This is a genomic window from Clostridioides sp. ZZV15-6597 (assembly GCF_020657815.1).
Taxonomy (GTDB): domain Bacteria; phylum Bacillota; class Clostridia; order Peptostreptococcales; family Peptostreptococcaceae; genus Clostridioides.
In genome coordinates, this window is sequence record NZ_JAGWCT010000009.1 from 30,739 (window position 1) to 52,466 (window position 21,728).

22 protein-coding genes are annotated in these 21,728 nt (G+C 28.7%); 15 read left to right on the plus strand and 7 right to left on the minus strand.

What is annotated here, in order from left to right:
* Positions 1 to 20 precede the first annotated feature (20 nt).
* Entirely contained in the window at positions 21 to 671 is a 651-nt protein-coding gene (locus tag KGF52_RS03725) for a Crp/Fnr family transcriptional regulator (protein WP_227839179.1), read from the minus strand.
* Between the two features lie 190 nt (positions 672 to 861).
* Between KGF52_RS03725 and KGF52_RS03730 the strand changes: the two genes are divergently transcribed.
* The 4 genes from KGF52_RS03730 to KGF52_RS03745 all read left to right on the plus strand — a co-directional run bounded on the left by KGF52_RS03730 (position 862) and on the right by KGF52_RS03745 (position 5,431).
* Entirely contained in the window at positions 862 to 1,554 is a 693-nt protein-coding gene (locus KGF52_RS03730) for a GTP-binding protein (protein WP_227828755.1), read from the plus strand.
* Entirely contained in the window at positions 1,554 to 2,309 is a 756-nt protein-coding gene (locus KGF52_RS03735; RefSeq protein WP_227839180.1) for an ATP-binding cassette domain-containing protein, read from the plus strand. Before KGF52_RS03730 ends, KGF52_RS03735 begins: the two co-directional genes overlap by 1 nt.
* The gene (locus KGF52_RS03740; protein ID WP_227839181.1) at positions 2,296 to 3,210 is read left to right on the plus strand and encodes a hypothetical protein; all 915 of its coding nucleotides are present in this window, start codon (positions 2,296 to 2,298) and stop codon (positions 3,208 to 3,210) included. The genes KGF52_RS03735 and KGF52_RS03740 overlap by 14 nt, the downstream gene beginning before the upstream one ends.
* A gap of 331 nt (positions 3,211 to 3,541) precedes the next feature.
* Positions 3,542 to 5,431, plus strand: a complete 1,890-nt coding sequence (locus tag KGF52_RS03745) for a sigma 54-interacting transcriptional regulator (RefSeq protein ID WP_227839182.1) — start codon at positions 3,542 to 3,544, stop codon at positions 5,429 to 5,431.
* 270 nt (positions 5,432 to 5,701) lie between these two features.
* Here KGF52_RS03745 and KGF52_RS03750 read toward each other — a convergent pair whose 3' ends face one another.
* The 4 genes from KGF52_RS03750 to KGF52_RS03765 are packed head-to-tail and all read right to left on the minus strand — an operon-like array spanning position 5,702 to position 10,020.
* Entirely contained in the window at positions 5,702 to 6,400 is a 699-nt protein-coding gene (locus tag KGF52_RS03750; protein ID WP_227839183.1) for an RraA family protein, read from the minus strand.
* A 33-nt stretch (positions 6,401 to 6,433) separates the two neighbouring features.
* Positions 6,434 to 7,417 carry a hydroxyacid dehydrogenase gene (locus KGF52_RS03755; RefSeq protein WP_227839184.1) on the minus strand — a complete coding sequence of 328 codons (984 nt, stop codon included), beginning with the start codon at positions 7,415 to 7,417 and terminating at the stop codon, positions 6,434 to 6,436.
* 14 nt (positions 7,418 to 7,431) lie between these two features.
* Positions 7,432 to 8,571, minus strand: a complete 1,140-nt coding sequence (locus KGF52_RS03760) for an amidohydrolase family protein (RefSeq protein WP_227839185.1) — start codon at positions 8,569 to 8,571, stop codon at positions 7,432 to 7,434.
* Between the two features lie 36 nt (positions 8,572 to 8,607).
* Entirely contained in the window at positions 8,608 to 10,020 is a 1,413-nt protein-coding gene (locus KGF52_RS03765; protein ID WP_227839186.1) for a DASS family sodium-coupled anion symporter, read from the minus strand.
* A gap of 549 nt (positions 10,021 to 10,569) precedes the next feature.
* On the opposite strand from KGF52_RS03765, the gene KGF52_RS03770 reads away from it, so the two are divergent.
* Positions 10,570 to 10,749 carry a hypothetical protein gene (locus KGF52_RS03770; protein WP_227839187.1) on the plus strand — a complete coding sequence of 60 codons (180 nt, stop codon included), beginning with the start codon at positions 10,570 to 10,572 and terminating at the stop codon, positions 10,747 to 10,749.
* Between the two features lie 179 nt (positions 10,750 to 10,928).
* Here KGF52_RS03770 and KGF52_RS03775 read toward each other — a convergent pair whose 3' ends face one another.
* Together KGF52_RS03775 and KGF52_RS03780 are read right to left on the minus strand one after the other, a co-directional pair.
* Positions 10,929 to 11,606: a Crp/Fnr family transcriptional regulator gene (locus tag KGF52_RS03775; protein WP_227839188.1), complete on the minus strand. Its 678-nt coding sequence runs from the start codon at positions 11,604 to 11,606 to the stop codon at positions 10,929 to 10,931.
* Between the two features lie 330 nt (positions 11,607 to 11,936).
* Entirely contained in the window at positions 11,937 to 13,310 is a 1,374-nt protein-coding gene (locus tag KGF52_RS03780) for an MATE family efflux transporter (RefSeq protein ID WP_227839189.1), read from the minus strand.
* Positions 13,311 to 13,434: 124 nt separating this feature from the next.
* On the opposite strand from KGF52_RS03780, the gene KGF52_RS03785 reads away from it, so the two are divergent.
* From KGF52_RS03785 to KGF52_RS03830, 10 genes are all read left to right on the plus strand, one after another.
* Positions 13,435 to 13,971 (plus strand): PadR family transcriptional regulator, encoded by a 537-nt coding sequence (locus tag KGF52_RS03785; protein WP_227828744.1) that lies wholly within the window; start codon positions 13,435 to 13,437, stop codon positions 13,969 to 13,971.
* A gap of 2 nt (positions 13,972 to 13,973) precedes the next feature.
* Positions 13,974 to 14,864 (plus strand): SPL family radical SAM protein, encoded by an 891-nt coding sequence (locus tag KGF52_RS03790; RefSeq protein ID WP_227828743.1) that lies wholly within the window; start codon positions 13,974 to 13,976, stop codon positions 14,862 to 14,864.
* A gap of 202 nt (positions 14,865 to 15,066) precedes the next feature.
* Positions 15,067 to 15,522 carry a GNAT family N-acetyltransferase gene (locus KGF52_RS03795; protein ID WP_227839190.1) on the plus strand — a complete coding sequence of 152 codons (456 nt, stop codon included), beginning with the start codon at positions 15,067 to 15,069 and terminating at the stop codon, positions 15,520 to 15,522.
* A gap of 247 nt (positions 15,523 to 15,769) precedes the next feature.
* Positions 15,770 to 15,874, plus strand: a complete 105-nt coding sequence (locus KGF52_RS03800; protein WP_227839191.1) for a helix-turn-helix domain-containing protein — start codon at positions 15,770 to 15,772, stop codon at positions 15,872 to 15,874.
* A gap of 198 nt (positions 15,875 to 16,072) precedes the next feature.
* The gene (locus KGF52_RS03805; protein WP_227839192.1) at positions 16,073 to 16,552 is read left to right on the plus strand and encodes an XRE family transcriptional regulator; all 480 of its coding nucleotides are present in this window, start codon (positions 16,073 to 16,075) and stop codon (positions 16,550 to 16,552) included.
* 573 nt (positions 16,553 to 17,125) lie between these two features.
* Positions 17,126 to 17,746, plus strand: a complete 621-nt coding sequence (locus KGF52_RS03810; RefSeq protein WP_227839193.1) for a class I SAM-dependent methyltransferase — start codon at positions 17,126 to 17,128, stop codon at positions 17,744 to 17,746.
* A 475-nt stretch (positions 17,747 to 18,221) separates the two neighbouring features.
* Positions 18,222 to 18,827: a hypothetical protein gene (locus tag KGF52_RS03815; protein WP_227839194.1), complete on the plus strand. Its 606-nt coding sequence runs from the start codon at positions 18,222 to 18,224 to the stop codon at positions 18,825 to 18,827.
* Positions 18,828 to 19,006: 179 nt separating this feature from the next.
* The gene (locus KGF52_RS03820; protein WP_227839212.1) at positions 19,007 to 19,576 is read left to right on the plus strand and encodes a PD-(D/E)XK nuclease family transposase; all 570 of its coding nucleotides are present in this window, start codon (positions 19,007 to 19,009) and stop codon (positions 19,574 to 19,576) included.
* Positions 19,577 to 19,882: 306 nt separating this feature from the next.
* A complete protein-coding gene (locus KGF52_RS03825) occupies positions 19,883 to 20,188 on the plus strand; it encodes a hypothetical protein (protein ID WP_227839195.1) in 306 nt (101 codons plus the stop codon).
* 470 nt (positions 20,189 to 20,658) lie between these two features.
* The gene (locus tag KGF52_RS03830) at positions 20,659 to 21,666 is read left to right on the plus strand and encodes a choline/ethanolamine kinase family protein (protein ID WP_227839196.1); all 1,008 of its coding nucleotides are present in this window, start codon (positions 20,659 to 20,661) and stop codon (positions 21,664 to 21,666) included.
* Positions 21,667 to 21,728: the final 62 nt, after the last annotated feature.

Genomic DNA, 21,728 nt, shown 5'->3' on the forward strand with positions numbered 1-21,728 from the left:
ATAGAATCTGTTATTTAAGTTTATATTTCATATAGAATCTGTGTTAACTTTTCTTTATTCAATATTTTTATACACTTTTTACCAAGTTCTAAACAATTTTCATTTTGTAATGACTGCAATTCCCTATATAAAGATGATCGACTTACACTAATTCTTTTACTTAACTCCTCCTTAGAACACTCTAATAGCACAGTGTCATTTTTACTAGCTTTTTCTAGTAAGTATTCAATAACTTTCTTTTTACTAGATTGTATATTTAAAAACTCTACTTTTCTAAGTAAAAATTGTATTTTTCTATTACAATATCTTGAATACTCTAAAGCAACAGCAATATCCAACTTCATCATATCTATAAAGCATTTTTTGGGATAAAAAACTACGTAAACATCACTTTTGCATTTTAGTACAGTATCTAAGGATTCTTCATCAAATATATTAGAAATTCCAAAAACATCTCCTTCCTTTAGAATAGACATGTTAACTTCAGTTCCATCACTTGATATACAATAGATGGATACTTGTCCTGTTTTGACTACACCTACATAATATTCTTTATCAAAAAAATCGCTTATAAATTGACCCTTTTTATAACTCTTTGCTTTTATCTTATCTTCTACAATGTATCTTTCAGAAAATAACTTACTATTTATTAGTACTTCCTTCTCATTCAAAGTCATCACCTTTTCTGATAAATATTCACTTTGATTGAAATAATATCATAGTATTTACCAAAATTCAATAATATTGATAATTATTTTCAATCAAGTTTATTTATTAATTGTCTCATTTGATACAGTTTTTAGTAGTTTTTAATGCTATCATATCTCTTAACAAAATATGAAAGGAGATTTTACATAATCCATGAAAACTATATTAATTTCTGGTTCATCTTCTGTAGGGAAGACTGCTTTAATAAAACATTTAATTCCTTATCTGAAGTCTAATGGGCTTAACCCTTCAATATGTAAGATAGATTGTCTAGCTACTGATGATGATTTAATATATAAAAAATTGAATATACCTTATATTGTTGGACTTAGTAAAGATATATGTCCAGACCATTTTCTTATCTCAAACATAAACGAACTTATACTTTGGGCTAAAAATAAAAGTAGCGATATTTTACTAATAGAAACTGCTGGGCTTTGCAATAGGTGTTCACCTGCAACAAATAAAACACTCCACATATGTGTATGTGATTGTACATCTAGCTTTAAGACCCCTCAAAAACTAGGTCCAATGTTAAGTGAAAGTGATGCCATAGTTCTAAGTAAAATAGACATGGTATCGCAAGCAGAAAGAGAGATAATATCATTTAATATAAAAAAAATAAATCCTAATTCTAATATATTCTTTATAGATGGATTAGTTGGTTTTGGTGTAGAGCTAATTTCAAACTATATAAAAAGTACTAATATTCCAAACAATGACGAACATTTATTAAGACATACAATGCCAAGTGGAGTATGTTCTTATTGTATTGGGGAATGTAGAATTGGTGATGAATTCCAACAAGGCATAGTTTCTAAAATGAATTTTAGAGGTGAATTTTAATGAAAAGTATAACCATATATCCTGGAAAAAACAAACTTGGGAATACAGAGAACTTTGAATCTCTAACTTTTTATAGAGGTCATATTTATTCTATTGTAGGTAATACTGGCTCTGGTAAAAGCAGGTTAATCAAAGATATAGAGCAGTTTGTCAATAAAGATTCTTTGACTAATCGAAAAGTAGTCATTGATAATATGGAAGTTGCTATTGAGGAAAGAAATAAATTTGCTACAAATCTAATTTCTCATCTTAGCCAAAACATGAGGTTTGTTCTTGATTCTACAGTTGAGGAATTTTTAGTTATACATAAAGAATGTAAAAACAATACTTCTGTATCAATAAAAGAAGTATTAGATGTAGCAAACTCCATAACAGCAGAACCTATTTCCCTATCTCAAGACCTTACATCATTGAGTGGGGGACAGACACGTGCCTTGATGATTGCAGATGTTGCTCTCATTTCAAATAATCCTATTGTTTTGATAGATGAAATAGAGAATGCTGGAATAAATAAAAATGTTGCATTAGACATCTTATTGAAAAGTGATAAGCTGATTTTTATAGTTACTCATGACCCTCATACAGCACTTATAGCAGAGAAGCGTATAATAATGAAAAATGGTTCAATCTTCAAAGTAATCAATAAGACTAAAGAAGAAAAAGAAATCTTAGGGAAACTTAAAGATATATATGAATTTCAATTAGAATGTCAATATAAATTAAGAAAAGGAGAGACTCTTTATGAAAAATGTTAGGCTGTATTGGAGCAATATTTGTATACTTCATAAATATGAGAAAAACTATTTAGATAATTTAATTATGTCTTTAAAAGAGAAGGATATTAATTTAGAGGTAACTTATTTTGGTATAGGTTATCCTTACAAACTCAATGAGTATTTAAAAAAACCAGATGCTTTAATTCCTGATATTATAGTTTCTACAGATTTAGAAGTGTATGAAGACAAGAATATCTATTCAAAGTTTTCAAGTAAATTGTACTCGTTATCGAGCTATTTCAATATTAAAAGTGAGATTAAATCATCATCTATATATTTCGATGAAAGATTACTTCCATTTTTGGTTATACCATTAGTATTTTCTTATAATCAGAATTACAAGGGTTTAACAGATTCTATAAAAAACGTAATTGACGCTGATACAAAAACTGTCATTGGTGGTATAAATAACTCTGGTGCGAAATCTGTTGTTAAAGCTATATGGAGTAGATATGGAAAAGAGTACGTGGAGAGATTTTTATCTAATTCAGTTATATTAGATATGCCAATACAATCATTTAATGATGTAAAAAATGGTTCGGATAGATTAGCAATAACTCCTAGTATATATGCAAAGCGTGCTAATAATAACGATTTATTTATGTCATACCCTGATGATGGAGCTATAGCATTACCATCTTATATTGCTGCAAGTAAATCATTAGATGAAAAAACTATGCTGGAGGTATTGGAATCTCTTGTATCTAAGGAATTTTGTAATTCATTTGTGAAGTCTGCATCATTGCTATCTTGTATTTATGATACTATGGATGATAGTCTTATTAAAAACAATCAGTATAAGTTTTTATATCCTTCTAAAGAATGGTTAGGTACAGTTACGACTGAAGAATTTTTTGAGGTTTATAATATGTATATATAATATATTTATTTTTATTTATTGTTTGTATATTATTGTTTGTGGATAATATTATTTTATGTTTATGGATAGATATTTGAATATTACAAGTAAGACGACAAATAAGATTATAAATAATTATAATGTGTTTTTTGTTTTTTTACATAGCAATTATCATATAGATTAGGGGTTCTTAGGAACTCCTTTTCTGTTTTTTGTATAAAAAAGGAGATGATTCAAATTTTTATTTTGAGACATCCCCTTTTATCATGGTAAAATGAGAGTACAAGGTATTAATACAATACATATATAAAATAAAAAATAGATTAAGATTAATAAAAGGAGATTTGATGATATGAAAAACGAGATAGTAGTTATTGCTCCTTCTAAGTTATTTTCAGATACTGTATATGAAGTGCTTGAAGAACTACATATAAAAATTCCATCATACATTGCTACAGGTAAAGAAACTATAGAACTAGCAGATAACCTAATTAACTTAGGCACTAAAGTAATAATTACTCGTGGTCAAAATGTTGATTTATTGCGTAAGCATGTTTCAATTCCTATAGTAGATATTGGATATAAATATGAAGACATATTTTATTCGTACAAAAAAGCACTTAAATATTCCTCAAAAATAGGATTTATAGGTTTAGAATTATCATATAAAACGGCTAAGCGATTCAAAGAAATCTCCAATTTTGACTTAGAAATACCCAAGTTAAATTCTCTTTATGAGTTTGAAGATACAATAAAAGAATTAATTGATAATGGCACTGAAATTTTCATAGGTGGAAAAACAACAAAAGAAATCACCTCTAAATACAATAAGCCCTGTATAGAGACTGAAGTTGAAAAGTCTTCTATTCATGCATCTATTAATGAAGCAATTCATCTATATAACATAGGAATTGAAAAGAGAATAAATAACTCTATTACAGAAGAAATTCTAGAATGTACCCATAGTGGTATAATTGCAATTGATAAAAATCACTCACCACTTTTTATAAATAATCAAGCAAAAAGGCTACTATTTAACCAAGTTGATAAATTTATAAAAGATTATTTAACTTCTGGTGATATTTCGGATTCACTGAAAAATGGGCATTCTCTATGTAACAATATAATTAATTTTAAAGGGTCTTCTCTCACATTTGATTGTTTTCCAATTATAATTGATAGTTTGCATTTTGGATGTGTTGCAACCATACAAGATATCGAAAATATTCAATCAACAGAAAAAGAAATAAGAGAGAGTTTAATTTCAAAATCTCATTGTGCAAAAAGCAATTTTAACGATATATTAGGTTCAAGTGATGCATTAATGCACTCAGTAAATATGGCTAAGAAATTTGCTAAATCTGATTCTACAATAATAATAACTGGCGAATCTGGCACTGGAAAAGAAATATTTGCTCAAAGTATACATAATTATAGCAATAGATTTAATGGACCTTTTGTGGCTATAAACTGTGCAGCTATACCTGAAAATATACTTGAAAGTGAACTATTCGGATATGTAAAGGGAGCTTTTACAGGTGCTAGAAATGAAGGAAAAGCAGGTGTCTTTGAATTGGCACATAATGGGACTATATTTTTAGACGAAATTGGAGAAATTTCTAAAGATGTCCAAGTCAAACTGCTTCGAGTATTGCAGGAGAGGGAAGTTACTAGAATAGGTGATACTAAAGTTGTACCTATTAATGTAAGAGTTATAACAGCTACCAATAAAAACTTAGTGGAGCAGATTGATAATAATAATTTTAGAGAAGATTTATTTTACAGACTTTGTGTGTTGAAGCTAGATTTACCTCCTCTTAGAGAGCGAAAAGAAGATATCGAACAACTGACATATGCTATTATATCTCATTATAACAAACCAGTGTCAATATCTGATTCTGCACTTAAAATTTTAAGTAGATATGACTTTCCTGGTAATATAAGACAATTAAAAAATATAGTAGAAAGACTAGTAGTTATGTGTGATGATAATTTTATAGATGAATACTTAGTTTCTGAAATTTTAACTTCTGAGCCACATTTTCGAAAGGATATAAATTCAACATCCACAATAGATTATTCTCCTACTTTGGCAGATAATAAAATTGTAGATTATGAAAAAAAATTAATTCTTGAAACATTAGAGAAAAATAATGGAGTAAAATCTGTTACTGCAAGTCAGCTAGGTATCAGTACTACTACTCTTTGGCGTAAACTTAAAAAGTATCAACTTTCAAATTAAATATATGATAAATAAAATATTTATTAAATAAAATGTTTGTTGAATAAAATGTTCATTGAATAAAATGTTCATTGAATAAAATAAAAAATGGGGCTGTCTCAAAATAGAGATAAGCTTCTTTTTCATTGTTGAAATGATGAAAATATAATTGATTTCATACAAAAAAGAGTGCCTCATGAACTAAAAAGTTCATTTTGAGACACATCCATTTTTATTTTAATATTTATATGTATAAATATTTTATAGACATAGAGTAGAAGTCATCTATTACTAAACTCTGTAAACATCATCTATAATTTGTACACCTTTTTTTTCTAATGTTTCTTTTACCCATTCTCTATTTGCAGTTCCTTCAGAAGCTTTTACTACTTTAGCATGGTCTTGTTGAGCATTTGCTTCTGCTTTATCAATAAGGTCTGCTGCATCATTTTTAGGGATTACGATTACACCATCTTGGTCTCCTAATATTATATCTCCTGGATTAACAGCAATTCCTCCTATAGATATAGGTACATTCACTTCTCCAGGACCTTCTTTATATGGACCACCTGGAGTAGTTCCTGTAGCATATATTGGACAACTAGACTTTGATATAACATCAATATCTCTTATTGGACCATCTATTACAATTCCTGCTACCTTTTTGAAATCTGCAAGATATTTGTACATGATTTCTCCCATGATAGCTTGTGTTCTATCTCCATTATTAGATAGTATTATTATATCTCCTTCTTGAGCTATATTAAGAGCTTGATGAAGCATTAAATTATCTCCTGGTCTTGATTTTACTGTTAATGCAACTCCACACATTCTGTTTTTTGGTGAAGACATTAACTTTATTTCTGAACTTAATGCACTTGACCTATACATACAGTCTCCTACATTAGCTGCTGGTAATACACTAAATCTTTTTACAAGTTCTTTATCTGGTAAATCTCTTTTTAAATATACTCTATTTCCTATTGTCATTTTAAGTTCCTCCTAATAAGTGTTTGTTGTTTACTAATCATTGTATATAGTTGCATTGTCCCAATCTATTGATTTTACTGGCCAAGTAGGATTTTTACCTTCAAATACCTCATTAATTCCAATTGCAGAGTGTAAAGAGGCTCTATTAGTAGCTTCTTTAGTTGCTGCTCCTATATGAGGCGATACCACAACATTATCTAAATATAATATAGGGTTTTTAGAATCTACTGGTTCTTGTTGTAATACATCCAAGCCAGCACCTGCTATAATATTATCTCTACATGCTTCATATAAAGCTTGTTCATCTACAACACTTCCTCTTGCTGCATTTATAAAAAATGCTGTTTCCTTCATCATACTAAACTGTTCTTTTCCTATAAAATGTTTAGTGACAGAAGTTGTTGGACAGTGAACAGAAACAAAATCACTTTCTTTATATATTTTGCTTATATCTCTAGTTACTTCTACACCTTGTGGGAAGTCTTTAGATGATTTATATGGGTCATATGCAACCACTTTCATATTGAATCCATCCATACACATCTTAGCAACTCTTGAACCTATGTTTCCACATCCAATAATTCCTACAGTTTTTCCATCAAGCTCACATTTAGGAGTTCTTAGCTTAGCTTTATAATAGTCATCTATAAAACTTTTTCTTACTCTTGTATAATTTCTAGAGCAATATAACATATACATTAGTGTTACCTCTGCAACAGAAGTACTATTTGCTACTGGACAATACAATACTTGAACACCAAATTCTTTTGCTGCATCTAAATCTACAGTATCAAATCCTGCACCATGACGTACTATTACTTTTAAGTTATCAGCAGCTTCAAATACCTCTCTCGTTATTTTAGATAACCTAACTATAATTGCATCAATACCTTTTATATCATTTATTATATCTTTAGTCTCCATGCCTGAACCAGTTATTAGTTCATGTCCTCTACTTTCTAAGTAATCTCTTCCTTCTTGCATTATTTCTTGTGGTAATAATATTTTCCAACCCATTTTTTTCCTCCTAATTAATTTTCATATATGTAATCTGGGGCACAATATACTATAAATCCATTTTTAATTGTCATTTCTGTTTTTAATAATTTATCTGCCTCGAATTTACTACCTTTCCAATCTGTATAAGTTTGTTTAACATCCATAATGTCAAATATTGCTACATCTGCATTTGAACCCTCTGATAAACATCCTATTTGATTTTCCATTTTCATAAGTTTAGCTGGATTTTGTGTTGTCATTTTTACAACATCATATAGACTTATTCCCATACACATGTATCTAGACATAAGATTTGGTAGAGAGAATATAGGTCTTCTAAACATGCTTTCTAACACCAAATCTGTACTACAAATATCAGCTATAAATCCTTGTTCTTTTGCTTTTAGCATGACTTCAAAATCACCATGTTTTCTACCTTCTCCTGTGTCAAATATGATTCCTCTTTCTCTTGCTTTCTTTACACATTCATATAAATTGCCATTTGAGTCGAGGATAGTGTTTTGAACACCTTGATATACATGTTCAAATATGTCTCCTGGTCTTAATATATTTAATACTTCCTCTGTAGGAACTGGTAAATTTGTACAATGTACCTCAACAGGGCATCCTATTTTTTCAGCTATTTTAATAGTTTCTTTTAATGGCTCTATTCCTAGACCTTCTACTAAATTTTCACTTAATCTTATTTTTAGACCTAATATATTGTCTTTATTTTCATTGTATATTCGTTCTATTTTTTCATGATTAAAATACCTTGGGTCAATGCATTCATGATAGCTAGTAGTTACTAATCCTGCTGAACAAACTTGCAAGAAACTTTTTATATTTACTTTACTTCTAGCCACAATTGAAGACTTAAAGAGTTGGTAGTTTGCTACCCCTGCTGAACAATCAATTGCACTAGTAACACCAGTTGGAAGATAGGTGCTATCTGGATATATACCAATTTCAGTTCCATCTGCAAACATATGAGCATGTGCATCAATCAACCCTGGAAAAACAAATTTACCTCTTGCATCTATTGTGTGTTTTGCATTATCGCCATGTTTATATTCAGTTATTTTTCCATTGTATATAGCAATTGTTTTATTCCCATTTACATTATTTTTAGGGTCTACTACATGTCCATTTACAATAAGTAAATCTAGCATAATTATTCATCTCCAATATATAAATTTAATGTGTACTTACCATAATCCAATTATTTTCCAGTAAGGTAAGCCTATTACTAAGAATATTGCTAATGCAACCATTACCATGATAGTACCTACTTTCCAGAAATCTTTTTGAGATACATATCCTGATGCAAAGGCTATAAGACCAGCTCCATTTCCATAATGAGTCAATAAAGCTCCATAACTTGCAAAGAATGCTAGTAATAATGTAACTACCATCGGATTTGCTTTAGTAGATAAAACTATTGCAAATAGTACAGGATAAAAAGATGCTACAAATGCACTATTTGATACAAAGAAGTATCTAACTGCCAAACTCACTAACAATAGTACTATTGTAACTAATAATCCATTTACATCTGATAGATTAAGTACTGTACCTAATTTATCAGCCAGCCAATTGTAAAAACCTGCATCAGCTAACGAACCAGCAATACCATAAAAGGCACCATACCATATAAATACATTCCATGCTCCTTTAGCTCCAATAACATCGTCCCAATCTAAAATACCTGCTATAAGAACTAGTGCTAAGAACACAAATCCTACTACTTGCATATTTAAGTTTACAAAAGGTATTTTTTCACCAAACATCCATCCAAGAATTGCAAGAATAAAGAATACAACTAGTATCTTTTCATGTTTTGTAATAGCACCTAATGAATCTAAATCTTTTCTTATCTGTGGCTTAATATCTGTTAAGTGAGTTAAACCTGGCTTATATATTTTATAGACTATAAGTGGTGCTACTAGTAAGAATAAACCTGCTGGTACAACTGATGCCATAAACCAAGTTCCCCAAGTTAAGTTAACACCTAACATACTTGCTGCCAAAGAAACTGTTATCGCATTAGTTGCCATACCTGTCAAAAATAATGCTGCTGTACCTTGAGAGACTACATATGTTAATACTGTTAAATATGCACCCAATTTTTTAGGCTCATCATCAGGCTTAGAACCTGCACCTTCTGCGATATTTCTAAATATAGGATATATAATAGTTGTTCTAGAGGCATTTGACCCTGTAGCAGGACTAAGTATTAAATCACTTATCATCATTAAGTATCCAAGTCCTAGAGTAGAATCTCCTGCTCTTAGTAAAAGGTTGTATGCCATACGTTTTCCTAGTCCTGTCTTTACAAATGCTGTACAGACAATAGTTACAACAACTAAAAACCAAGTCATTTTATCTGAATATCCATGAAGTAGTATTGACTCATCCATAAACATAAGGGCTACACCTACAATGATTAAGGTAATTATTGGCTCTTTAAATGGTTTAATAACAAGACCTGCTAGTAAACCTAGATATAAAGCAACAATATCCCAAGTTTCTTTCTTTAATCCTTGTGGTGCAGGTAAGCTCCATACAATTATTGGTATAGCTGCAACAAGTAAGAATTTCATCAACTGTTTTTTATTCATTTTCTTCTCCTTATTTAATTTTAGATTTATGTTAAATTATAAAAGCACAAAATATGCCAACTTTTTAGATTAATAATATTTTATTTGTTTTTTTATGTGATTTATTGTAATTTAACTGTTAATCAAATTGATTTAATACAATTTTATGAAAATATTTTTTGTAATTTAATAAAATAATATTATATTTCTTTATATTGCATTTCAAATAGAAATATAAGATTTCAATTTGAAATGTAATGCTTTATATTGAAATGTAGTGTTTGAATTGTTAATGCAACAATGAAAAATATATATTCTCATATTCTTGATGAAATAGATAAAAAAGTTTCAGGTAAAATCGCAGGTAAGTTACACTAATCATAAGAGTAAGCTTTTCAAAAAAATTCAAATTTATTTCATATTAGTAATAGAAGTAAAACTAAGCTATTTTATTAGCAAATAAAAATTCAAACTAAATTTATCCGTATTTATAAAAACAGAAGGTAATTATATGAAAAATAAAATTAAATTAATGAAGAATTGATATAATAAAAAAGAGGTGCTTACATTATGAATAAAAGTAGAAATTTTAAAGAAGAAATTGAAGAAAGAGCTAAAAAGGAAGAAGCTAGAAGAAAAGACTCTGGATTTATAATAATGCTAAAGAAGAATGGTTTTAAATTAGAGGATACATTAACCAAATTTAAATATTCTACATTAACTGAGAATGAAATAAAAGAAGTTTATTAGAATAATAAATAAAAAGTGTTAGATAAATAGTCAATGTTTTTTATTTATTATATTAAATAGGAACATTAGATGTATTTAAATAAAAAAATGAATCTAATAAAATATTAAGCTATAATGTATGATATTCAATTTTTGTATAAAAAGGGAGATGATTTAAATTTTTATTTTGAGTCATCCCCTTATAATGTTAAAGAACGAAGTCTATCTTTATCCAACACTTTTATACCACCACGAGATAGAGATACAAGACCTTCACTAGCAAAATATTTCAACATTCTCGACACAACTTCTCTCGCACTTCCCATATACTTAGCAATTTGTTCATGAGTCATATTTACAGTAGTATTACTTTGCTTAGTTATTTCATCAACTAAAAAAGATGCCAAACGCTTATCAAAACTCATAAAAAGGATTTGTTGCATTGCCCACATAACATCAGAAAAACGTTCAGTGGCTAGTTTATACGAGAACAATTCTGCATGAATATTTTCTGTAGATAATTTTGAGAAAACAGAAGAACTAATTTGTATAATATCACAATCTGTCTCAGCATCTACATAGACATCAAAAGTTATTGTATTTAGAATACATGATGCTGATAATATACATACATCACCACTATCAAGACGGAAAAGTGTTACCTCACGCCCTTCATCTGAAAGTATGTATGTGCGTATTGTTCCAGACTTTATAATCAAAACACCAACACAATCACTATCACCACTATGAATTGAGTTTCCTTTTTCAAAGTGGGATATATTGGCTGAAGAGATTAATAAGCTTTTTTGAGAGTCAGTGAGTTTATCCCAAAAAGATAAACCTTGTGTAAGTATATCAATATCGTTTTGTGAAAGCATATAATGTCTCCCTTCCTAAAATAATTATAATCCCATGATACAAGTGAATAGATAAAATAACAAGTAGTTTGAGAAAAAGGATTATTTAACCACATATTAATAGTATGATTTGTGTGAAAAATATATGTTAATATATATTATTGCCTGTTGGCAAGTAGATTAAGCAATATAAATAGATAAATTAATTTATAAGTGCTAATAGAGTTAATTAAGCCTACAAAATACATGAAATAATTTTATATCTTTTCTGATAGTCGATTTGTATAAGTAATATACATGAAGCTTCTTTGATAGTCGATTTATATAACTGACACATACTTTAAATTCGATTTATTCTTTAGAAGAAATGGAATTTATTTTTAAAATATGAAGCTCTTTATGTAGTTTTATCGCCATAAAACCTGCAACTATGGCAGCTATAAAATCAGCTATTGGTTGTGCATATAAAATACCATTTAATCCCCAAAATATAGGAATAATCAAGATTATAGGAATAAAACATATCCCTTGTCTACACATGCCTAAAAATCCACCTTCCTTTGCTTTTCCTAGTGAAAGGAATAATGTAGAATACACTGTATAAAAACCAAATAACATAAATGAAAATCCATTTGCCCTAAGAGCCTTACTACCATTTTCAATCAATAACACGTCACCACTTGTAAATTGTGAAATTATAGCTGTTGGGAAAAACACCATTACAAGACCAAGTACTACACAAAATATAGTAGTCCATTCTATAGATGTTTTTATTGCTTTGTGTAATCTATCATAGTTCTTTGAACCAAAATTATAACCAGCAATTGGTTGGAATCCTTTTATAAACCCAAATACGATAAGACTACCTAAAGACATTATTCTTGTTACTGCACCCATTCCAGCTATTACAGAATCACCATATTTTGTAGCTTCCATATTAGTTAATGTAATAGCGAGACTAGTCAATAACTGGAATATTAAGGTAGGTACACCAATCTTTAATATTTCTGACATGATTTCATTTGAAAAACAACATTCTTTAATTCTAAAACTAAACATGCTTTTCTTGCTAAAAATGTATCCTATATAAACCAGTGTTGAAACCATCTGAGAGAGAGCAGTTGCAATTGAAGCACCTTTTACACCCATTCCAAAAGTATAAATGAATATTGGGTCTAAAATCATATTAAGCAATGCACCTAATAACATAGCGCACATAGTTGTTTTAGCAGCTCCTTCACTTGTGACAATATTAGTCATAGTGACATTAAACACATTAAAAATAGATGATACGACATAGATACTAGCATAAGACATTGCATAAGGCATAATACTTTTTGTAGCTCCTAATAATTTTAAAACAGGATTGAGAAGAATCATAATGACAATAATAAATAATATACCGACTATTATACTACTGTAAATAGCTGTACTAGCAACTTTGCCTGCTTTTTCCTTATCTCCATGACCTAGGAGTCTGGCAATGTAGGAAGCTGCTCCATTTCCAAATAATAATCCTAATCCCACAATAATTTGACCTAGTGGAAATGCAACAGATATAGCACCCATTTGACTTGTTCCAAGACCACCTACAAAGTATGCATCTACTAAATTGTACAATGCAGTTATCATCATACCTATCATAGTAGGTAATCCCATAGATAACAATGCTTTCGGTATTGGGGCAGACCCTAATAATTCAATTTTTTTGTTGCTTTCTTTCATGCTAAACACTCCCTTTCTATTGACATTAGCTCTAAAATATAATACTATAATTTATAGTAATACAGAAAATGCTACTATAATTTATAGTATTTGTCAATAGAGAGAAAACGAGAGGAGAATTTTTATGGCAACAATAGATTTAATTGTACTTGGGATAGTAAAGCAACAGCCTCAGAGTGCTTATGATATACAGAAAGTGGTGGAATATAGAAATATATCACGTTGGGTTAAAATCAGTACACCATCAATTTATAAGAAGGTAATTCAGTTAGAAGAAAAAGGTTATATTCAAAGTACAGTTGTAAGAGAGGGGAGAATGCCAGAAAAGGCAATTTACTCTTTAACAGAATTAGGTGAAAAGCATTTTTTAGATTTAATGTTTGATACAGCTTCAAAGCCAGTAAATATTTTTCTGGATTTCAATGCTGTAATAGTAAATTTATACAGTCTTACACCAGAAAAGCAAAAACTGTGCTTGAGTAGTATTGAAGAAAACATACAAGTATTAAAGTCGTATATTGAGGAAAATATAAATACAAAATCGAATGTACCAGAAACAGGGAAGGCTATTCTAGACCAGCAATTGGTCTTAACTCAAACGTTAGAAACATGGGTGAATTCCTTAAAGAATATTATAGATGCTGATAGTAAAAGAGGTTAATAATGATTAAAAGTATACCAGCAAAACAAATTTTACAGAAAGTTAAATTTGACAACTCAAGATGGTTTGGGATTGATTATAATATGAATCTCTACCGTGGTTGTCCTCATGGTTGTATTTATTGTGACAGTCGTAGCACAGTATACAACATAGAAAATTTTGACCAAGTGAGATATAAGGAAAATGTGATAGAAACTCTAAAAAAGGAGTTACATTCAAAGCGAAAAAAAGGAGTTGTCGGTATTGGAGCCATGTCTGATACATACAATCCTTTTGAAAAAGACCTTTGCATTACTCAACAAGCATTGAATTTAATTTCAGAAAATCATTTTGGAGTATCTATTGATACAAAAAGTAGTTTGGTAGTTAGAGATATACTAATTTTGAAAGAAATAACAAGAAATAATTCTGCCATTGTCAAAGTGACTATAACCACTGCAAATGACGAATTAGCAAAGAAAATAGAACCTAATGTGAGTCTAAGTTCTGAACGATTTGAAGCAGTAAAACAGCTTAATGATGCTGGAATATTTTGTGGGATATTATTGACACCTTTGATACCATTTTTGACTGACAATGAGAATGAGATAAGAGCAATTGTTGAAAAAGCACATAAGGCTAATGCAAAGTTTATCTATTGTATGTATGGAATGACAATGCGTAATGGTCAAAGAGAGTTTTTTTATAAGCATTTAAAGAATATATCGCAAAAACTAGTATTTCAGTATCAAAAGACATATGGACTAAATTATGTATGTCCTAGCTTGAATGGAAAGAGATGTGAACAAGTACTAAAAAAAGAATGTGGTCGTTATGGTATTTTGACAGAGATGAAAGACATTATAGAAGCCTATAAGAAATCAGATACATATACACAATTAAAGTTTTTTTAACCTATAAGTTGTAATTACTCTTGATTCTTCTAAAAATGTATTCTATTATCAATTTAGTATTAAAAACTAAAAAGGATTAAATACAATAAAACCAGATAGTAAAACTAGATAGTAATAATCATTCAGTGTTCTAATTGTATTATCATTTAGTTATGTTTATCAAAAACATAAAAGAAATATATGCTGAAAAGAGGAGATATATATGATAGAAATAAAAACTATAGATAAAAATAAAAAAGGTCATATTGACCTTTTGTTGTTGGCTGACCCATATGAGGTAATGATTGATAAGTATCTTGATGAAGGCACTATGTATGCTTTGTATGATAATGATGAACTCACTTGTATAGCAGTTGTAAATGAAATTTCTAAAGAAACATGTGAATTAAAAAATATTGCTACATATGAACATTTTCAAAATAGGGGCTACGCATCAAAGGTGATAAATCATATTTTAGATGTTTATAGTGAAAAGTATCCATCAATGATTGTGGGTACAGCTGAAAGTGGAATCCCGTTTTATGAGAAATTTGGATTTGTTTATTCACATAAGGTTAAAAACTTTTTTATAGATAATTATCCAGAGCCAATTTTTGAAGGGGAATCTCAATGTGTGGATATGCTGTATTTAGAACATAAATCAAAAGCCTATTGTTAATCAAATGTTTGTACACTTAATAAAATCATATTTTGATAAATATTACTTCCAAAATAGAAAGGAAAGGATTTAGATTTCCATTGATGCTATAATACAAAAAGAGAAGCAAAAATTATTATAAAATCATGTTTTAGCAACAAATTACATGAGTGCAACTTGAAGTTGACAATGTGCATTTCTTAAAATATAGAATTTAACATAATAGTTTGATAATATTTGGATATCAAATCACAGGAGGTAATAATATATGAATTTTGGTGAAAAATTATTTAAGTTGAGAAAAGAAAAAGGGCTATCACAGGAAGCAATTGCAGAACAAATCGGAACAACAAGACAGGCGGTTAGTAAGTAGGAAAACAATCAAGGATTTCCTGAAACAGAAAAACTTTTACTACTATCTAATATCTTTGAAGTATCAATTGATTTTTTATTAAAAGATGAGAAATCAATAAAAGGAACAAATGAAAAGGGATATTATGTAAGCAAGGAAGTGGCAAGAGGTTATCTTATCAATGAGAAAAGAGAATGTAAATATTTGGGTTTATGTTTTTTGTTTTGGGCATTAGCAGGTATTCCTTATGTAATGCTTCCAACTCATACAAGTTGGCGTATTTTAGGAATAGCAGTGTGTGTTGTTTTAGGTATTGGTGTTGTTATACTTGGGATGTTTACAGAACAAGAAGATTATAAAATCTTGAGAAAAGAGCCATTGTTATTTGATTATGAGTTTTTGAAAGAATTATCAAAGGAATATATTTCAATCAAGAAAAAATACAAGTTAGTTGCTATTCCAAGTACATTTTTGTTTGTAGTTGGTATTCTTATTATTGCGGTAACAGCTAGAGGGTACATTGAATGGACAGAATATCATTCACTTGTATTTTTGGGATTGGCAGTTGGTATTTTTGGTTTCGTACAATCTATTGGGATTATGGATGCATATGAGCTGTTGGTAAAAAACGAACAGTACTGTGACCGATTTATCTTTAAAGTAAAGAGAAAATTAAAGAATAAAATTGATAGGTTCTAAAAGTAAATTTTTAAAGGTAGGAGCTAGTTAGGGCAAGATATTAATTGTGAAATTTACAGAGACAGGATAAAAGGTCGCGATAAAACAGCAAAATGTATGATAAATATGAGTAATTATTATGATACTTTATTTTAGGATTATTTTATAAAAGTTAGAAGAGAGAAAGAAAAAATATTAAAAGGTCAAATTGACTAAAAATATAATATATATAGTATAACTTAAGAATAATATGAATAATAGAGCTTAAATGTAATACACATAATATAATTTAAGAATAATACGCATAGTATAAATTAATTGTAATACACATAATATAACTTAGGAATAATATGCATAATGGAACTTAAACATAATACGCATAATATAATTTAAGAATCGTATGTACAGTATAACTTAAACGTAATACACATAATATAACTTAATCATAGTATGCATAGTATAAATGAATGTTAATATAACTATAGATAACTTAATATAGTTATATTAACATTGCAAGTGAATGAATATCATTCATTGACATAAAGAACTACCCATGATATACTGTGAACAATATAAGAAAGGAGGAGTCTAGATATGACAGATGTAAAAGAAAAATCAAGAAAAACCTTTAATAATCAAGCTAATACCTATGACCAAGATATAAAGGGGCAACATGCAAGAAAGCTTTATCCAGTCTTACTTAAAACACTTTCAGATATTTCATATGATACTATTTTAGATTTAGGGTGTGGAACAGGAGCAGTATTACAAGCTATTTTAAATGAAGATTGTAGGAAAAAGGCTTATGGAATTGATATTTCTGAGAATATGTTAGATATAGCAAAAAATAAACTAAAAGAGAATGCTACCTTAGTTTTAGGAGATTCAGAGTATTTGCCATTTGAAAATGAATTTTTTGATGTTGTATATTGTAATGATTCTTTTCATCATTATCCTAAACCCGATAAGGTATTGTCAGAGGTTTGTAGGGTATTAAAGCCAAAAGGAACCCTGATAATTTGTGACTGTTGGCAACCATTTTTATTTAGACATATAATGAATGTTTTCATAAAGTACAGCAAAGATGGAGATGTAAAAATGTACTCAGAAAAAGAAATATGTAAATTGATAGCTGTAGATTTTAGAAATATTACATGGAATAAAGTGAATCATACTTCATATATTGTAACTGCTAAAAAATATAAACTAATATAAAAGACAAATAAAAATAAAGAAAAAGGCAGAAAAAGAGAAAAATACAAAGCAAAAAAATAAAACTAAAAACATAAAGAGAAAGCGAAATATAAACATAAAAAATATTACATATAATACTCTATCCTGTTGTAAATTTTTAACTCAAAACTTCTTTAAATCTCAAGGATTTTTTTAAATTATCTATTGAATGAAATTCATTCATAAAGGGACGTATATAGATACAAAACTAGATTTTATTACAGGGAAAACTGTGAAGATAGTATTTTCTTGACTTTATTCAGATGTTTAAAAATCTGCTTCAAAGAAATAACAAAGTTGTTTTGTCCAATTTGATTTGAGACTATTAGCTTGCAAACCAATCAGATTTGATAGAAAATAAAGTTATAATTACGTTATGGACGATATTTTTTATTGGCTAAGTGATTGAAATAATAACTAAAAAGGTAATAGTAGCTTATCTAAGGAGGAAAATATTATGGTAGATTCTAATCAAATGACTTTTCAGGAAGTAGCTAATACTCTTAAAGAATTGGGTATTCATGGCATTACAGATGAAGCAATTAAACATCTTGAAGATACTTGGAACATCATGCCATCAGAGGTATTAGATTCAATGAATAAAACAGCCATGCTTTTAACCATTCTTGGCAGGGGTTCTTATGATTACAATACTGGGATATGGACACCTAAATCTTCTCAAGTATACAGTTTTGATGTAGAAGGACATGATATGTATACCATATTCCTGCAAGGAATTTTATCTATTAGTAATAATGAATTTGAAATCACACAAATTGTAGAAGATACAAGCCAAGTAGATTTCAATCAAGGAACTGGCATGCAGACAATAAGTTTTTACTACAATGGTAATCCGTATATGTGTGAAGTAGAAGTTAATCATGACTGGTTTAATGAAAAAATGCTATATTTTATGAATGAAGTTTTTGAAAAAGAAAAAAATATCAAACAGTTATTTTTCATGGGAGATGGTTATCACGAGTGTATTGTTTTTTACTGTACAGAAGAATGGGCTCAGCTTTTTAATAAGAAAACGGGTTGTACATTGTATAATAAAGAATAATATCAATAGTATTTGTCTTACATATTTTTTAAGTATTTATTTATGTTTATTAAGGTCTATCGTTTGTTAGGGTCTATCATAATATTATAAATATTTCAATCTGTACTTAACAAAATATATGTAATCAAAAAACATTAAAACAAAAGTTAAGTATAGTAGAATTTATTTGTGCCAGTTAACTGAAAAAATATAAAAAATTTATTGGAATACATATACTAAATCATGTAAAATATAGGCAAATAGATGATTATGTAAATTGTATGAGATTAACTATGGATGGTCATCCAGAGATTTATTCAAAGAAAACAGTGCTGTATTTTGTAGAGCTTCCTAAGATTAATAGACATGATAACATAGTAGATAGAGTTATATTATGGGGAAAACTTATCAATAATCCTTCTAACTTGGATGTCAGAGTTATAGCTAAGAATGATACTATTGTTAAAAAGGCATTAGATAGGTTAAAGGAATTAGGTAGTAATGAAGAATATTTATTAAATCTGAAAAGAGGTGCTTACATTATGGATAGAAGTAGAAGTTTTAGAGAAGAAGTTTTAAGAGAGGGAATAGAAATAGGGGAAGAGAAAGGAATAGAAATAGGTAAAGAAATAGGAAAAAATGAAACAACTTTACAAATAAACCGTAACTTTGTCATAAAGTTAAAAAACAAAGGACATAGTCTAAAGGAAATTTATGAGCTAGTTGATTTGAGCAAGAGTGAGATTGAAGAAATTCATAATCAAAATTAATAATTAAAAAAATATTGGTTATTTAGCTGTTATTTTCTTGATAATATATAAATGTATATAAGAGGTTGTGAATAGATTTTTATAAAATAAATTTATTTACAAGCCTTCTAATATATAAAACTATACAGGTTAGATTAATATTTATATAAAAATTGGGATGATTTTAATATGAAAAATAAATTTAAATAGAATGAAAAATTATTTTTTAATAATGCTTCCAAAAACACCCAATTGAATATATAATGTAACTATAAAAGCAAGATATTTTTATAGTAGTGGTTAATTCTCTAATGAGGAGGGTGTAAAATGGCTAGTATGATTATGGAAGTTGTAGGAGCATTATTTATAGTAATTGGATTAATTTTGACAGTTATTGAGATAAAAGGAAATTTCCCTTCTTTTTATGGTTTTGGTCAGAATGCTATAGGTAAAAATGCTATAGGAATTATAGCAGCAGGAGTAGCATTAATTTTCTTTAGAAATGGTATAGACAGTATAGATTCTATAGCTACTTATGGTATATTTTTAGCGATAGAACTTGTTGTAATCTCTGCATATTTCTTAATAAGAAAAAAGTTTTGTAGAGAAGATAAAAATTTAAGAGTTAATTAATAAAGTTGTCTACTATAAAATTAGAAAATTCAAAAAATAAAAGATTGCTTTTAATTATTTAAAATTCAAGAAACTATATTCTATACAAAATAGAATGTGGTTTCTTTTTTTAGTCATGTGGCACTATTAAGCACTTTTCGATAGATTCCCAATAACTATCGTAAAGTTTTTTTCAATTCCATAATTTTCCTTTATTTATTTAGATGCTCATAGACCTTCTGCTATTCTAATTCCAAAATCATTATTTTTTACAAAACTTTCAAAATCTATTTTGAGATAACCCCTTTTTTATTTGCACAAATAGAGATAAAACCCAAAGAATATATAAAAAAATTCATTATAACAAAAAATTAAACAAAAATAGTGTTGACCTTTGTGTTGCACAAAGATATAGAATTCTAATCAAAGGGAAATGGTTTTTAATAGAAAAAGTTTTAATCAAAAACAAATCATACAAAGGAGAAATTATTATGAAAAATGAAAGTATAAGAGAAAATATGTCAGTATTTGGAGAGGTAATACAACCGTATGAAATTCAAGATTTCCTTAGGTTAATTAATTTAACAAAAACAGCATTTAGCCAAGAACTTAGCAAAATAGAAATAATGCCAGGCGGGCTTACAAATAAAAACTTTAAGCTTGAGATTGAAGATGGCACTCAAATAGCAATGCGTGTGGCAGGAGTAGGGACAGCAGGATATATAAATCGTCCAGCAGAAAAGCACAATGCTTCTTTAATGTCATGTCTTGGAATAGCTCCAGAAATATATTACTATGACCCAAAAACAGGTTCACAACTTTGTGAATTTATAAAATCAGATACAATGCATGCAGAGGATTTTATAAATAATTCAGATGTAGTTATGAAATCAGCAGAAATTATGAGAAAATACCACGATAGTGGAATGGAGTTTAAAAGTGTATTTAATCCAATAGCTAAGATGAAAGAGTACTTACAAATACTTAAAGAAAATGGATTTGATAAGAGATATGATGGATGGGATAGTATAACAGAAAAAGTAGATATAATAGAAATTGCTTATCAAAATAACCCACAAAAATTAGTTCCTTGTCACAATGATACACTAGCAGAAAACTTTATGTATGATGGAAAAGTTATGCGTGTAATAGACTGGGAATACGGTGGAACAAATGATAGATTTTACGATATGGCATGTGTGTGCGTAGAAAATCCTCTTCCAAAAGATAAAGAAGAGCTTTATGTAAGAACATACTTTGGTGGAGAACCAACAGAAGAGCAAAGAGCAAGATTACTTACAAGTAAGTTTTTAGTTAATGCACATTGGTCTTTATGGTCATTAGTTCAAATAACATATGGTAAAGACCATGACTTCTATTGGGAATATGGAAGAACTCGTGCAGCTGATTGTATAGAATTTATGAAGGATGAAAACTTTGACCATTACTTAGATATAATAAATGACCCTAACTTTACAGAATCTGTAGAGGCACTATAAGAAGTATTTATTAGCATAAGAAATATAATAAAAATTAAGTAATAAAGAGCTGATTAATGTTT

Excerpts from the sequence above, each read along its gene's own strand:
- KGF52_RS03730 (WP_227828755.1), top strand. The coding sequence starts at position 862 with ATGAAAACTATATTAATTTCTGGTTCATCTTCTGTAGGGAAGACTGCT.
- KGF52_RS03735 (WP_227839180.1), top strand. The coding sequence starts at position 1,554 with ATGAAAAGTATAACCATATATCCTGGAAAAAACAAACTTGGGAATACA.
- KGF52_RS03740 (WP_227839181.1), top strand. The coding sequence starts at position 2,296 with ATGAAAAATGTTAGGCTGTATTGGAGCAATATTTGTATACTTCATAAA.
- KGF52_RS03745 (WP_227839182.1), top strand. The coding sequence starts at position 3,542 with ATGAAAAACGAGATAGTAGTTATTGCTCCTTCTAAGTTATTTTCAGAT.
- KGF52_RS03750 (WP_227839183.1), bottom strand. The coding sequence starts at position 6,400 with ATGACAATAGGAAATAGAGTATATTTAAAAAGAGATTTACCAGATAAA.
- KGF52_RS03755 (WP_227839184.1), bottom strand. The coding sequence starts at position 7,417 with ATGGGTTGGAAAATATTATTACCACAAGAAATAATGCAAGAAGGAAGA.
- KGF52_RS03760 (WP_227839185.1), bottom strand. The coding sequence starts at position 8,571 with ATGCTAGATTTACTTATTGTAAATGGACATGTAGTAGACCCTAAAAAT.
- KGF52_RS03765 (WP_227839186.1), bottom strand. The coding sequence starts at position 10,020 with ATGAATAAAAAACAGTTGATGAAATTCTTACTTGTTGCAGCTATACCA.
- KGF52_RS03770 (WP_227839187.1), top strand. The coding sequence starts at position 10,570 with ATGAATAAAAGTAGAAATTTTAAAGAAGAAATTGAAGAAAGAGCTAAA.
- KGF52_RS03775 (WP_227839188.1), bottom strand. The coding sequence starts at position 11,606 with ATGCTTTCACAAAACGATATTGATATACTTACACAAGGTTTATCTTTT.
- KGF52_RS03780 (WP_227839189.1), bottom strand. The coding sequence starts at position 13,310 with ATGAAAGAAAGCAACAAAAAAATTGAATTATTAGGGTCTGCCCCAATA.
- KGF52_RS03785 (WP_227828744.1), top strand. The coding sequence starts at position 13,435 with ATGGCAACAATAGATTTAATTGTACTTGGGATAGTAAAGCAACAGCCT.
- KGF52_RS03790 (WP_227828743.1), top strand. The coding sequence starts at position 13,974 with ATGATTAAAAGTATACCAGCAAAACAAATTTTACAGAAAGTTAAATTT.
- KGF52_RS03795 (WP_227839190.1), top strand. The coding sequence starts at position 15,067 with ATGATAGAAATAAAAACTATAGATAAAAATAAAAAAGGTCATATTGAC.
- KGF52_RS03800 (WP_227839191.1), top strand. The coding sequence starts at position 15,770 with ATGAATTTTGGTGAAAAATTATTTAAGTTGAGAAAAGAAAAAGGGCTA.
- KGF52_RS03810 (WP_227839193.1), top strand. The coding sequence starts at position 17,126 with ATGACAGATGTAAAAGAAAAATCAAGAAAAACCTTTAATAATCAAGCT.
- KGF52_RS03815 (WP_227839194.1), top strand. The coding sequence starts at position 18,222 with ATGGTAGATTCTAATCAAATGACTTTTCAGGAAGTAGCTAATACTCTT.
- KGF52_RS03825 (WP_227839195.1), top strand. The coding sequence starts at position 19,883 with ATGGCTAGTATGATTATGGAAGTTGTAGGAGCATTATTTATAGTAATT.
- KGF52_RS03830 (WP_227839196.1), top strand. The coding sequence starts at position 20,659 with ATGAAAAATGAAAGTATAAGAGAAAATATGTCAGTATTTGGAGAGGTA.